The following is a 13,617-nucleotide window of genomic DNA, read 5'->3' as shown; positions in this document are numbered from 1 at the left end:
CATTTGTTATGCTTATATTGTAAAGGAGCCGGCGCATTTTTACAAATACACTGGCTCCTTTTTTCAGACAGTGCAAGCTATTACTGCTCTCTGTCCGCTTTTATTGCATTGTTCATATCAACAAGCTTGGCAACATCGTCGGCCTGAGCGAGGGCTTCATCATAGAAATACTGGAATACCTCATCCACATGATAATTTTTCTGCAGCTCCTCAATTATCTTTGTGCGGACGGCTTCAAATTCTTCATCACTCTTGGCTGCAACCGCAGTAACTACATTCTTGCCCACATAAGCATTGATTTCATTTACATACGATGCAATATCACCTTCCGGATCCCCAAAGGAAATATACATGCCGGCATCCGTAACAGGCGTTTCGGCGCGGTATACGTCAACCTGTGTTTCCTGTCCGTAATGGGAGATAAAATCCTTCACGGTATCGTTCATCTTTTTATCCAGCGCCTTCTGGGAGAACTGATACAGATCAATGGCAACACCATCGTCAGGATTAATTGTTCCGTTGCCGAAGCCGCAGAAATGATGGTAAACATTCACACCTGTTTCAGCGCCTAAGGCATCATCCTTGGTAACATTCAGATACTCATCCGTAGGTACCGGCTCTCCATCCTCTACATTCCAATAGGTGCCTTCCAGACCGTTCCATGCAGTTCTGGAGAAGTCATAGGTAGATAAGAAATCAAGCAAAGCAACGCATCTTTCCGGGTTCTCCGTATTGGCGTTTACCACATACTGTCTTTCACCGCGGTACATATTGCCGAATCTGTCTTCTGCATCACCACTCAGGCTGGGCAGGGAAATAAAAGCTTTCTGATTTCCTTCTGTCTTGTTGAATTCCAGATTGGCGTTTGCAGACATCCAGCCGGGTACGTTAAACATATATTTGCCGGCCTTCAGATTTTCTTCATAAATATCAGAGGTCATCGTAAAAGAGTCAGGGTCCAGCAGCCCTCTCTGGTTCGCTCTGTTATAAAAACGGACCGCTCTCCAGAAAATGCCTTCCGGATCAATCAGCTGATTGTTTTCCAGCGGTTTGGAATCCACTGTAGATACTCCCAGGACACGTCCGGTAGTTTCAATCAGGTTTACGCCCTCCTGAGGCCCAAGACCGAAGGTAAACACCCATTCACCCCAGCCCTGTCCTGCGCCGAACCATGCGCCGCAGCCATAGGTTTTCTGTCCGTCATCTGTTTCCGGCTCTGCCGCTACCATGGCTTCCATAACGTCCAGCAGATCCTCATCATAGGATTCCAGCTTGGGATAGCCGGCTTCTTTATAAACATCCCATCTGATATAGTGGCCGCAGGTAGGCACTGTGCCGTCATCCCATGACCCCTTGCACATTCCCCAAAGGTATGCGTTTCCGTCAGGGCTGTTGGCAGCCATTCTTTCAGCCTCAATCATCATTTTTCCTGCAGGGTCATTCATGGTATTCGGCGCGTACTCCTCCAGATAAGGCTCCAGATTCAGTGCGGATCCGGATTCCAGGAGCATGGGCAGCTGCTTGGTAGGATCGGATAACATGAAAATATCCGGCAAATCCCCATCCGCCATCATGGCCGACAGCTGGCTCGGCCAGTCCGCCTCCGTAACACCGGTCAGATACAGGTCGATGTTTAAAGTGTCCTCAATATACTTGCTGACGGGATCAGAACGCAGGCCATCCGCCTCCCCCCTTCCAACAAAGGCCACCACATCCAGGGCAACACGGTCCTCAAAATGTGGAATGATTACTCCTGAATCCGAGGCCTGTGCAGCCCCATCCGCAGTTTCTCCGGCAGCGCCCTCTTCAGCTGTTGTCTGTGCGGCTTCACTGGATGCCGGTGCAGGTTCGGCCGACGATTCATTGGAGGCGGAACCGCATGCCACAAGTCCGCCGAGCATGGTGACGGTAACTGTCATGGCAAGCACTTTTTTAAGTAAGTTCTTTTTCATATTCTCTCCTTCCTTTTCAGGCTGCTTTAAGCGCCCAAATCTCTTACTTTATTTAATTTCATTTTTGCAATGCGGAATCATCGCAGCAATGAAAGTAAGATCCTGTCATCCCTTTACGGCACCCAGCATAATTCCTTTGGTAAAAAACCGCTGCATATAGGGATATACACATAAAATCGGCACCACCGTAATAAAGCTCATTGCCATGCGAAGCGTAGTTGAGGTTACCTTGACAGCCGCACCTGCGGCAGCGCCGGCTCCGGTAGTGGAAACCACATTGGACTGCAGCTTGGTATACAGCAGGTACTGCAGGCAGTGAAGATTGGCCGCCTTCCTGCCCTGCATGAAGAACATGTCATCCGACCAGGTATTCCACTGATTTACCGCTGCAAACACGACGATACAGGCCAGAATCGGCTTGGCCAGAGGCAGTATAATCCGGAAAAAGACCTTTACCAGCCCCGCGCCGTCCATCTCCGCCGATTCCACCAGTTCCGATGGTATGGATTCAATATAAGTCTTAATCAGAATGATAAAATATGCCTGAACCGCATAAGGCAGTATGTATACAAGAAAATTATTTTTCAGTCCGATATTGCTGATTAACAGATAGTAAGGGATAAATCCTGCGTTCACATACATGGTCACTATGAAAAAACGGTACAGCAGCTTTCTGCAGGGCAAATCCCTGTTTGCCAGCAGGTATGCCGCAAAGCTGCAGCACAGCAGCGTAAGCAGCGTTCCAAGTATCGTACGGGCAAAGGCGATGCCGATACTGGAGGTCAGGCCCGGAATTTCCAGCAGATTCGTATAGGCCTCTGTGGAAAACTCCTGTGGAATAATGTACACCCCGCGGTTGACAGCCGCCGGAGAAGACCATGAGTTAATAAATATATACCACAGCGGATAAACACATATTAAAGTAAACAATCCAAGAATAATGGCATTTATTATGCCGGCAAAGGTAATCCTGTTTTTCTTTTTACTCATATTGCAACTTCCTTTCTTCCTTGCTTCCCATCGTCAGTGTCAGAATATGGACTCTCCCCTCAGTCTCTTGGAAGCCCAATTGGCAAATGACAGAAGGATAATGCTGACAACGGATTTAAAGATACCCATGGCAGTGGCAAGGGAATACTCCATATTTTTAATACCCATACGATATACATAAGTATCAAATACCTCCAGCTTATCCCAGGTCATGCCGTTTCCCAGCAGCCAGTACTGGTCGAAACCATTGGAAAGCATGTTGGAAATTGCCAGCAGCAGCAGTACAAAGAAGGTGGATAACAGTCCGGGAACGGTAACATGTACTATTTTCTGCCAGGTATTGGCGCCATCCACATCCGCCGCCTGATACAGCTCCTGATCAATTGATGTAATGGCCGACAGATAAATAATTGCATTGTAGCCCAGCGTCTTCCATGCTCCAATCGCCACCTGTATCAGCCATGCATGCTTTGCGTTTGTCAGCGGATTAACCGGCTCTTTGACTAATCCCAGTCCCATCAATATGTTGTTCAGAGCGCTGCTTTCCGAGGACAGGAGCATAAATACAATGGAATACACCAACACCCAGGAAATAAAGTTCGGTATGGAGGTACCAGTCTGTACCATCTTTGCATATTTCTTATTCTTCAGCTGCGAAATAGCTATGGCGAAAATTGCCGGCAACACAGAACAACAGATGTTCAAAAAAGAAATGCAAAGCGTATTACGCATTACATTCAGAAAATCCCTGGGGTTAGCCACGATTTTCTGAAAATATTTTAAGCCTACGAAATCAGAATCAAAAACGGAAACGCCAGGCTTAAAATCAACGAATGCATAGCTCCAGCCCAGAAGCGGTGCATAATTAAATATCAATACAAATACCATAAAGGGCAGTAGCAGCAATACCAACCGTATCTTCTTCAGCTGCCTACCCGTCAATTGTTTTTTACTCTTTTCCATTGCCTGTGCCATACGCAGTCCGCTCCTTTCTCCTCTTCCAATGTAACCGGTTTCGCATGAGTGCTTTTAAAAAGGTCCCGAAAAAAGTAACCTTCCTGTCATGACCAGATATTGCATTGTCATTTTTTCACTTATATGCTCTGTACAATTTCCTGTTTTATCACTTTTTACTCAAATAGCATTTTGCAAAATACACCAGTTTTGTTTATATCGCTTTAATTTGTTTATGTTACATAATATTTTTTGTGCGTTTTATCTATATGTATTATCTTATATTTACCAAGCTCTTTCATCCACTTTTTTGTCAAATAACTGTGCAGTTTTAACCATATTAACAGAATGGTTTTTTTATGCTATACTGTCCATATGTGCAATATGACTTAATATCAACAGAAAGGAGGCAATTATGCCGCTAAAAAAACCAAAACCGGTTGTTGAATATCGGAACTATTATCTTCCTTCCAGCTTTCCGGTTCTTCTGCTTACCGGAAGCAACTGGACAATATCTGACATCCGCAGCGAAAATCTGCACTTTCATAATTGCCTTGAAATCGGGATCTGCCATTCTCACGACGGCACCTTGGAATTTTATAACGGACTGAGCATTCCTTTTTCTGCAGGAGATATAACCTGCATACCCAGAAATATCCCTCATACTACCTATTCGTCTCCCTCCGTTAAAAGCAGATGGTCCTATCTGTTTTTTGACCAGCGTCAGCTTTTCAGGGATATCCTGCCTCCTGATTTCAGTTTTAATATGATACATGATGATATTCATAAATATCTGATACCTAACGGTGCTTCTTCCCGCATCCCGCTCCTTGCACAGGCATCCATTGAAGAACTCTCCGCAGAAAAGCCCGACCATCAACTGATAAAAAGCTATCTGTTCGCCCTGTACATGGAAATTATCCGTTTCCAGGATAAATATGCTGTAAATTATAATGTAGAAAATACCCCCCCCCTGGCAAAATCCACCAATATCCGGCATTAGCTCACTCAGTATTACGCCGGCGCTGGACTTTATCGAAGATAACTACATGAACAAGTTTCCTGTCGATAAGCTTTCGGAACTATGCCATATGAGCCCTACCCATTTCCGAAGAAGCTTTCAGGCTGTTATGCATACCAGTCCCCTGAATTACCTGAATACTATCCGGATTATGAATGCCTGCAACCTGCTTCGTAACACAAACCATACGATTCTCAATATTTCTGTTATGACAGGCTTCAGTACGCTGAGTAATTTCAACCGGCATTTTAATGAAATGATGAAGGTCTCCCCCAAAGAATACCGGAAGCAGACTCTGCAGGGTCGAAAACCCGGCGAAGTCCCCTCCATTATCGAATATTCCGGATGGATGGAACCGGATTAAGCACTTGTGCAGCGTATAAATGTCACGGTCGTTAATAAACGCAAAAAGGCATCCGCCAACGGAATTTTCTTCCGCGGCGGATGCCTCTTTTTTTAGGAAAGCAAAATGCTCTCTGCTATTTTTATTCCATAGCCGGCAGAACCGGCCTGTGGAAATATGGATTTGACTTATACAAGCTCCAGAACAACTTCCATTGCTCCGTCGCCCTTTCTCTGGCCAATCTTGATGATACGTGTATAACCGCCCTTGCGGTCAGCATACTTGGGAGCGATTTCATCAAAAATCTTAGCAGGCATATCAACCTTCTTGGTACCTTTCTTACGTCCGGCTGCAGTTGTCGGAACTTCGGTAATAGGGTACAGAACTTTCAGCATCTGTCTTCTGGCATGAAGTCTGCTGGGCATATCCTTCTTGATTTCCTTCTCCACCTCATCGTATACGGTAACCTTCTTGCCGTCTACAACTTCCTTTACTCTCTTGCCGTCTTTGTCTTTTCTGGCAACCTTGGCAGTAACCTTAACGGTTTCGTAGTTATCTCTTTCCTTTACGCCCATTGCAATGATGCCTTCAGCGATCTTGCGAACTTCTTTAGCTCTTGCTTCAGTGGTAACGATTTTTCCGTGATATAACAGATTGGTTACCTGGTTTCTCAGCAGAGCCTTTCTCTGATCTGAGGTTTTTCCTAATTTTCTGTACTTTGCCATTTTTCTATTCTCTCTTTCATTCTTGGTACATCCGGCCACGCTCTTTGGACTTACTTACCGAATGCTGTGTAAAGCCAAAGCCACCCTGCGGACAGCTTTGACCGCCAATCATGTGACAGGCATCCTGAAGGATGCCGTGACGCCTACCGTGCCGTTCGGACTTACCGGGAAACGCCGGAACTTTTATTCAGAATTATGCATTCACGTCATCGCTGGGGTTCAGCTGAAGACCGAGTTCCTTTAATTTAGCAAGAACCTCTTCCAGAGACTTGCGGCCCAGGTTACGAACCTTCATCATATCTTCAGAAGTCTTGTTAGTTAATTCTTCTACCGTATTGATACCAGCACGCTTTAAGCAGTTATAGGAACGAACGGACAGCTCAAGCTCGTCAATGCTCATTTCCAATACTTTTTCTTTCTCATCATCTTCTTTTTCCACCATAACCTCTGCGGTCTTGGCGTTTTCAGAAAGGTCGATGAAAAGGCTTAAATGTTCGCTGAGTACTTTTGCAGCAAGGCTGACAGCTTCGTCCGGAGCCAGAGTGCCATTGGTATAAACATCCAGTGTCAGTTTATCAAAGTCAGTTACCTGACCAACACGGGTATTGGCTACAGTCATGTTTACTCTTTCTACCGGGGTATAGATGGAATCAACAGCGATTACGCCGATAGGCAGGTCTTCGCTCTTGTTCTTCTCTGCGCTGACATATCCACGTCCCTTGGTAATGGTCAGTTCCATGTACAGCTTGCTTTCCTTGCCGCCGCTTAAGGTAGCAATTACCAGGTCGGGATTAAGAATCTCAATATCCTGGTCTGCCTGAATATCTGAAGCCCGGACAACACCTTCGCCCTCGTATTCGATATAAGCGGTCTTAGGTTCATTGGTTTCGCTGTTATTCTTGATTGCCAGACTCTTGATGTTCATGATGATTTCAGTCACATCTTCCTTGACACCAGGAATAGAGCTGAATTCATGCAGCACGCCTTCAATCTTGACCTGGCTCACAGCCGCACCCGGCAGGGAAGAAAGCATGATTCTTCTCAGTGAATTGCCAAGGGTGATACCGTAACCTCTTTCCAGCGGTTCTACAACGAATTTGCCGTATTTCTTGTCCTCAGAGATTTCAGCAACCTCGATATTGGGTCTTTCAAAATCAAACACTGCAAATACCCTCCTTTACGAACGAAAAGTTTCTTAATTGAAACGTTCACGCCAGTTACAAGAAATTACTTGGAATACAATTCGACGATAAGCATTTCGTCTACAGGTACATCAATCATTTCCCTGGTCGGAAGTTCCTTAATCGTTCCTTTGAAGTTTTCCTGATCTACATCCATCCACTCCGGAACAAGTCTTCCTGCTGTAACTTCGAGGATATCTTTATATCTCTGCATTCCTTTTGCTTTTTCCTTGATTTCAACCACATCGCCTGCTTTTACCAGGTAAGAAGGAATGTTGATGCACTTTCCGTTTACCAGTACATGCTTGTGATCTACTACCTGTCTAGCTTCTCTTCTGGTTCTTGCAAAGCCCATTCTGAAAACAACGCTGTCCAGTCTGCTCTCAAGAAGAGTCATCAGGTTTTCACCTGTCATACCCTTCATTTTGTCGGCTTTCTTATAGTAGTTTCTGAAAGGTTTTTCCAGAACGCCGTAAATGAATTTGGCTTTCTGTTTTTCTCTCAGCTGTGTGCCGTATTCGCTGACCTTCTTACCAGCTCTTGCGCTGGTTCTGTTGGACTTTTTATCGTATCCCAGGTACATGGGTTCAAGACCAAGGGTTCTGCATCTTTTTAAAACAGGGGTTCTGTTTACTGCCATTTAAAATTTCCTCCAAATATTGTTTACAGTACGCTCCGCCGGTCCTGCCGGCGAAAAGCCGTTTCCTCATGAAACAGCCTCACTCACTGTGCCGTACTTTCTTCCAACGTTTTCTCAATTTATTATTTACGCAACCATCCGTTCCCGGATGAAAATCACAAAATGCTGATTAAACTCTACGACGCTTGGGCGGGCGGCATCCGTTGTGGGGAACGGGAGTAACATCCTTAATGCTGGTTACTTCCAGACCACATGCAGAGAGTGCACGGATAGCAGCTTCACGTCCTGAACCAGGACCCTTTACAAAAACGTCCACAGTCTTCAGGCCGTGCGGAATAGCAGCCTTTGCAGCAGTTTCTGCAGCCATCTGTGCTGCGTACGGAGTAGATTTCCTTGAACCTCTAAATCCCAGACCGCCGGCGCTTGCCCAGCTTAAAGCATTTCCTTCAGTATCTGTCAGGGTAACAATTGTGTTATTGAAAGATGACTGAATATGTGCCTGTCCGCGTTCAACGTTTTTTCTGACACGTTTCTTTGTTACTTTTTTCGCAACTTTCTTAGCCATTTAAACTAACCTACTTTCCTCAATAAATTGATATTATTTCTTCTTGTTTGCAACCGTTCTCTTAGGACCTTTTCTTGTTCTGGCATTGTTCTTGGTATTCTGGCCGCGAACCGGAAGTCCTTTTCTGTGACGGATACCCCTATAGCATCCGATTTCCTGTAATCTCTTGATGTTCAGAGCGATTTCTCTTCTCAGATCACCTTCAACAGTCATTGTTTCATCAATAACAGCGCTGAGTCTCTTTACCTCATCGTCTGTCAGTTCCCTTACACGGGTGTCAGGGTTGACATTTGCCTTTTCGCAGATTTTTGTTGCGCTCGGTCTACCGATACCATAGATATAGGTAAGTCCGATTTCCACACGTTTTTCTCTTGGTAAGTCAATACCTGCAATACGAGCCATTTACGTTTCCTCCGTTTTCTTTCGCGCAATTCCCACCCGGAAGGCTCCGGGCCGCGCGTTTCTTCACTGCGCAGTCAAATAACCGGTCTTTATTTCCGCAGCCGGCAGCTCTGAACCATCCCTGGCTCCGCCCTCCGCCGCGGTCGTCAAATCCCTGCAGGCTTCCGCATATACCATCAGATATCTGCATTCCCTTAAAGTTCTTCAACTAAGTATTTAACGCGCAACGAGCACATGGCAGACTATCCCCTTCCACGTTCCACACGCTTCCGAGTGTATCACACCCTGTGCATACTAAAAAATAGTTACTAATTGACTGGGGTACTCCCATGAATCTCCCTTCCGGCGATAACCAAAAGCTCCCGTCAGCCATTTCTGGCCTCCAACAACTCTCTCTATCTCTCCCGGGAATCCAATAGGAAAAACAAAGCAAATCGGAGATTTGTTTTGTTTTTCGAGCGACTGCCCCGCAGTCGCTTACCCAGCCGGACATCCATCCGGCCTTTCCGATACTCCGGTATTCTCACGAATACTGAGGACGCTGTGCATCCTAATTTTCGGTATCAAAAAGTAATCTCCCGTAAACCCATGTAAGATTTTCTGCGGCTCTGCCGAAACATCGCCGCATCCCAACACGAATTGTCTTACGTTCAATTATCTACAAGCACCTTTTTTATAATTGGTGCTGATGCCGCCTGAATGGAGCGACAAGGATCAACCCTGTCTCTGTTTGTGCTTCGGGTTCTCGCAGATGATTCTGATAGCACCCTTTCTCTTGATGACTTTGCATTTTTCGCAAATCGGTTTTACTGATGATCTAACTTTCATGTTAAACCTCCTTTCAAAAAAGACCGTTTTAAATTATAACATGGGGCAACGGTTTATGCAAGCTGTTTTCACGAAATTAACCCGGTTTTTCCTGAAAAATCCGGTAATTTCCTGACAGCCGGCTGTAAGGACCTGAAACTCATTCATTCCAGTGTCCGGTTACACGGATTATTTATCTCTCCAGATAATACGTCCTTTGGACAGATCATAAGGAGAAAGCTCCAGAGTCACTTTATCACCGGGAAGGATACGGATAAAATTCTGTCTTAATTTTCCGCTGATATGTGCAAGCACTCTGTGTCCATTCTCCAACTCCACCTGGAACATGGTGTTGGGCAGCTTTTCAACTACGGTTCCTTCGATTTCAATTACATCTGCTTTTGACATATTTTGCTTCCTTTCTGTTTACAATCATTATCAATTTACTCAGGTTTCATTCTGCGGTTAAAAAGCTCTATCCTCTCTCTGATTTGAGTGTCGGCCCAGGCAGGATTTTGAAAGAAGCGTTCCAGCTCTTCTTCGGAAACACCTTTGTGTATCACCTGAATATGCCTTCGGTTCTTCTTCTTCGGATTCAGCAGACCGCGTTTACGTCCGTCCGCCAGATATACCGTATCCTGCTCTTCCTTTACAATCAGATAAAGCTTATCTTTGTCATGCCCCGCTTTTGAGAGCGCCAGTTTTCCAGTCATAGATTTCCTCATTTCAGCAGATTGTGAGAATCTCCGGCTCGCCTTCCGTTATCAGAATTGTATTCTCATAATGGGCGGAAAGGGAACCATCCCTGGTCACAACAGTCCATCCGTCATCCAGAAACTCCACCGGCCAGCCGCCCATATTGATCATGGGCTCTATTGCCAGAGTCATGCCGGCCTGCAGTCTTACGCCCCTGCGTTTCTGCCTGAAATTGGGGATCTGAGGATCCTCATGAAGCTGGGTGCCAATGCCATGACCAACTAAATCACGGACAATCCCATACCCAAATCCGCTCACATAATCATCAATCGCTTCGGATATATCATGAAGGTGGTTTCCTGCTTTCGCGAGTTTAATTCCTTCAAAAAAGCTCTGCCTGGTCACCTCAATCAGCTTTTTGGCATCTTCGCTGATATTGCCCACCGCATGGGTTCTTGCCGCATCGGAATGATACCCCTTGTAAATAAGTCCCGCATCCAGGCTGACAATGTCACCCTCCTCCAGGATATGGTTCCTGTTGGGGATTCCATGTACCACCTCATTGTTGACCGATACACAGATAGACGCCGGATACCCGTTGTAATTCAGAAAGTTGGGTGTACAGCCGTAGCTGCGTATTAATTTCTCGCCCAGCATATCAATGTCCAGCGTGGAAATGCCGGGACGGATAAAAGCACCGAGTTCTTCGTGGACCTCTGCCAGTATCCTTCCGGCCTCCCGCATAAATTCAATTTCTCTTGCAGATTTAATGGTCACTGCCATACAAATAACCTCCGAAGGCCGCTATCCTTAACCAAGGATTTTTACAATTGCATCAAAGACTTCTTCCATCGGAAGAGTGCCGTCAACTGTTCTCAGCACACCTTTGCCTGTATAATACTCAATCAGAGGCTGTGTCTGCTCATGATAAACCTTAAGACGGTTCTTTACTGTCTCAGGCTGATCATCATCCCTCAGCACCAGTTCGCTGCCGCATACATCGCAGATACCTTCTTTTTTGGGCGGTATGTTCACAATGTGGTAGGTAGCGCCGCAGTTAAGGCATGCACGTCTGCCGGACATTCTTCTGATAATATTCTCGTCGGGTACATCCACGTCAACTGCAAAATCAACGCTGTCACCCAGCTTGGTCAGTTCCTTGTCAAGAACCTCAGCCTGAGGAATCGTTCTCGGGAATCCATCCAGAACATAACCGTTTTTGCAGTCATCCTGGGCAACTCTGTCCAGAAGAAGGCGTACGGTGAGTTCATCCGGAACAAGGAGTCCCTTATCCATATATTCCTTGGCCTCTTTACCAAGCTCGGTACCATTTTTAATATTAGCCCTGAAAATATCTCCTGTTGAGATATGGGGAACGCCGTATTTTTCAGCAATCAGTTTCGCCTGAGTTCCTTTTCCGGCGCCAGGAGCACCTAACATAATAATTTTCATAGCATTTTCTCCACTTTGAGGACGCGTTTCTCCGGTAACTGTTTCTTGCCTGTACAGTTACCTCCTCTGTTCTATATCGCATTTTGGGACAAAACAAATGTTCTGTCCCAATTACCATTAGTATATATGATTAGTCATTCAAAAAGCCTTTGTAGTTACGCACAAGCATCAGGGATTCAATCTGCTTTAATGTTTCAAGAACTACGCTGACAACGATGATAAGGCTCGTTCCGCCAAAGGAAACGCTTGCGCCGAAGATACCGTTGAATACAAAGGGCAGTACACAGACAATTGTCAGGCCGCATGCACCGATGAAAATAATGTAGTTCAGGATTCTGTTCAGATAATCACTGGTGGGCTTGCCGGGCCTGATACCGGGAATGAATCCGCCCTGCTTCTTCATATTGTTTGCAATCTCAAGGGGATTGAAGGTAATCGATGTATAGAAATAAGCAAAAAAGATTACCAGAACAATATATACAACAAGGCCGATAGAATATACCGGCTCACTGGGCTTGCACCAGCTGCTTGAGCTTAATCCCTTCAGGATATGGCTCCATACGCCTGTTCCCTTATAGCCCAAAAGCTGAGCGATAATTACCGGGAACTGCATGATGGAGGATGCAAAAATTACGGGGATAACGCCTGCAGTATTCACCTTCAGCGGGATATTGGAGGACTGGCCGCCCACCATTTTCCTTCCCTGAACCTTCTTTGCATACTGGACCGGGATTTTCCGGGTTGCATCATTCAGGATTATAACCAGAATAACCATGGCAACAATAATAGCCAGAATGATAAGAGCCGCTAAAACAGCGGTTGCCACAGGTTTGCCCTTTACAAACTGATTATAAAGGCTTGCCAGATCCTGAGGCATTCTGGATACAATGTTGATGGTCAGGACTATTGAAATACCGTTGCCCACACCATTTTCCGTAATTCTCTCACCAATCCACATCAGGAATGCACTTCCTGCTGTAAGGGCAGCGATAACAGTAATTACGTTCAATGCATTGAAGTCTTCCAGCAGTCCGCTTCTGCCGAAGCCGATTGCCATAGCGGTTGATTCAATCAAAGCCAGACCAACAGTAACATATCTGGTGATTGCGGTCAGCTTCTTACGGCCGTCCTCACCGTCCTTCTGCATTTCTTCCAGCTTAGGGATGGCAATGGTTAAGAGCTGTATAATGATGGAGGATGTAATATACGGCGTAATGTTCAGGGCGAACAATGACATGTTCAGGAAAGAACCGCCGGTAAACGCATCAAAAAAATTGAATGCGTCACCGGTCTGCGCCGCAAACCATCTGGAAAAATAAGTTCTGTCAACCCCAGGCACAGGCAGCTGTGATCCTAAGCGGATCACAACCAGCATGGCGAAGGTGTAGAAAATCTTCTTCCGGAGCTCTTTCATTTTAAATGCATTTTTAAGTGTTGTAAGCATTACATCACCTCTGCTGTTCCACCAAGTGCTTCGATTTTTTCTTTTGCGGATGCGCTGAACGCATCAGCCTTAACATCGAGCTTTTTGGTCAATTCTCCGTTTCCGAGGATTTTTACTCCATCTTTGGGATTTTTAACAATGCCCTTTTCAATTAAGGTTTCTACGGTAACGGTAGTTCCGTCCTCAAAAACCTCCAGAGCGCTTAAGTTAATGCCTACGATAACCTTAGAGTTTCTGTTAGTGAAGCCTCTCTTGGGAATACGTCTGTATAAAGGCATCTGACCGCCTTCAAAGCCCGGCCTGGGAGCTCCTGAACGAGCTTTCTGACCTTTATGTCCCTTACCAGCTGTTTTGCCGTTTCCTGAACCATGGCCACGGCCTCTTCTGAAGTTATCGCTGTGCTTGGAACCTTCTGCAGGCTGTAAGTTTGATAATTCCATTCCTG

Annotated in this window: 17 protein-coding genes; 2 read left to right on the top strand and 15 right to left on the bottom strand. The window is 45.6% G+C overall.

The features are described 5' to 3' along the window. Nucleotides 1-80: 80 nt before the first annotated feature. The 3 genes from HMPREF1548_RS00855 to HMPREF1548_RS00845 form a co-directional block, all read right to left on the bottom strand. Entirely contained in the window at nt 81-1,952 is a 1,872-nt protein-coding gene (locus HMPREF1548_RS00855) for a type 2 periplasmic-binding domain-containing protein (RefSeq protein ID WP_021633732.1), read from the bottom strand. A gap of 105 nt (nt 1,953-2,057) precedes the next feature. Beyond that, nucleotides 2,058-2,942: a carbohydrate ABC transporter permease gene (locus HMPREF1548_RS00850; RefSeq protein WP_021633731.1), complete on the bottom strand. Its 885-nt coding sequence runs from the start codon at nt 2,940-2,942 to the stop codon at nt 2,058-2,060. A 39-nt stretch (nt 2,943-2,981) separates the two neighbouring features. After that, the gene (locus tag HMPREF1548_RS00845) at nt 2,982-3,917 is read right to left on the bottom strand and encodes an ABC transporter permease (protein WP_021633730.1); all 936 of its coding nucleotides are present in this window, start codon (nt 3,915-3,917) and stop codon (nt 2,982-2,984) included. Between the two features lie 394 nt (nt 3,918-4,311). Here HMPREF1548_RS00845 and HMPREF1548_RS00840 point away from each other — a divergent pair, with 394 nt between their 5' ends. Together HMPREF1548_RS00840 and HMPREF1548_RS00835 are read left to right on the top strand one after the other, a co-directional pair. Beyond that, nucleotides 4,312-4,899 (top strand): cupin domain-containing protein, encoded by a 588-nt coding sequence (locus tag HMPREF1548_RS00840; RefSeq protein WP_021633728.1) that lies wholly within the window; start codon nt 4,312-4,314, stop codon nt 4,897-4,899. 46 nt (nt 4,900-4,945) lie between these two features. Then, the gene (locus HMPREF1548_RS00835; RefSeq protein WP_021633727.1) at nt 4,946-5,281 is read left to right on the top strand and encodes a helix-turn-helix transcriptional regulator; all 336 of its coding nucleotides are present in this window, start codon (nt 4,946-4,948) and stop codon (nt 5,279-5,281) included. Nucleotides 5,282-5,448: 167 nt separating this feature from the next. Here HMPREF1548_RS00835 and HMPREF1548_RS00830 read toward each other — a convergent pair whose 3' ends face one another. The 12 genes from HMPREF1548_RS00830 to rplO form a co-directional block, all read right to left on the bottom strand. After that, a complete protein-coding gene (locus tag HMPREF1548_RS00830; protein ID WP_021633726.1) occupies nt 5,449-5,985 on the bottom strand; it encodes a bL17 family ribosomal protein in 537 nt (178 codons plus the stop codon). A 193-nt stretch (nt 5,986-6,178) separates the two neighbouring features. Next, entirely contained in the window at nt 6,179-7,147 is a 969-nt protein-coding gene (locus HMPREF1548_RS00825; protein ID WP_021633725.1) for a DNA-directed RNA polymerase subunit alpha, read from the bottom strand. A gap of 65 nt (nt 7,148-7,212) precedes the next feature. Next, nucleotides 7,213-7,806 (bottom strand): 30S ribosomal protein S4, encoded by a 594-nt coding sequence (rpsD, locus tag HMPREF1548_RS00820; RefSeq protein ID WP_025487410.1) that lies wholly within the window; start codon nt 7,804-7,806, stop codon nt 7,213-7,215. A gap of 169 nt (nt 7,807-7,975) precedes the next feature. After that, entirely contained in the window at nt 7,976-8,371 is a 396-nt protein-coding gene (rpsK, locus tag HMPREF1548_RS00815) for a 30S ribosomal protein S11 (RefSeq protein WP_021633722.1), read from the bottom strand. Nucleotides 8,372-8,404: 33 nt separating this feature from the next. Continuing rightward, nucleotides 8,405-8,773 (bottom strand): 30S ribosomal protein S13, encoded by a 369-nt coding sequence (gene rpsM / locus HMPREF1548_RS00810; protein WP_021633721.1) that lies wholly within the window; start codon nt 8,771-8,773, stop codon nt 8,405-8,407. Nucleotides 8,774-9,487: 714 nt separating this feature from the next. Further along, on the bottom strand, nt 9,488-9,601 hold the full coding sequence (gene rpmJ / locus HMPREF1548_RS00805) for a 50S ribosomal protein L36 (RefSeq protein ID WP_023353537.1): 114 nt from the start codon (nt 9,599-9,601) through the stop codon (nt 9,488-9,490). 168 nt (nt 9,602-9,769) lie between these two features. Beyond that, the gene (gene infA, locus HMPREF1548_RS00800; protein WP_009256116.1) at nt 9,770-9,988 is read right to left on the bottom strand and encodes a translation initiation factor IF-1; all 219 of its coding nucleotides are present in this window, start codon (nt 9,986-9,988) and stop codon (nt 9,770-9,772) included. A 35-nt stretch (nt 9,989-10,023) separates the two neighbouring features. After that, nucleotides 10,024-10,293: a KOW domain-containing RNA-binding protein gene (locus tag HMPREF1548_RS00795; protein ID WP_198168594.1), complete on the bottom strand. Its 270-nt coding sequence runs from the start codon at nt 10,291-10,293 to the stop codon at nt 10,024-10,026. 13 nt (nt 10,294-10,306) lie between these two features. Next, nucleotides 10,307-11,059 (bottom strand): type I methionyl aminopeptidase, encoded by a 753-nt coding sequence (map, locus tag HMPREF1548_RS00790; RefSeq protein ID WP_021633717.1) that lies wholly within the window; start codon nt 11,057-11,059, stop codon nt 10,307-10,309. A 27-nt stretch (nt 11,060-11,086) separates the two neighbouring features. Further along, on the bottom strand, nt 11,087-11,728 hold the full coding sequence (locus tag HMPREF1548_RS00785; RefSeq protein ID WP_021633716.1) for an adenylate kinase: 642 nt from the start codon (nt 11,726-11,728) through the stop codon (nt 11,087-11,089). Nucleotides 11,729-11,858: 130 nt separating this feature from the next. After that, nucleotides 11,859-13,172: a preprotein translocase subunit SecY gene (secY, locus tag HMPREF1548_RS00780; protein WP_021633715.1), complete on the bottom strand. Its 1,314-nt coding sequence runs from the start codon at nt 13,170-13,172 to the stop codon at nt 11,859-11,861. Continuing rightward, nucleotides 13,172-13,612: a 50S ribosomal protein L15 gene (gene rplO, locus HMPREF1548_RS00775; RefSeq protein WP_021633714.1), complete on the bottom strand. Its 441-nt coding sequence runs from the start codon at nt 13,610-13,612 to the stop codon at nt 13,172-13,174. Before rplO ends, secY begins: the two co-directional genes overlap by 1 nt. Nucleotides 13,613-13,617 lie beyond the last annotated feature (5 nt).

The sequence above is a fragment of the Clostridium sp. KLE 1755 genome, assembly GCF_000466465.2.
GTDB lineage: Bacteria > Bacillota > Clostridia > Lachnospirales > Lachnospiraceae > Eisenbergiella > Eisenbergiella porci.
The sequence above is the reverse complement of the archived record's forward strand: the minus strand, read 5'-3'. Positions and strand labels throughout refer to the sequence as shown.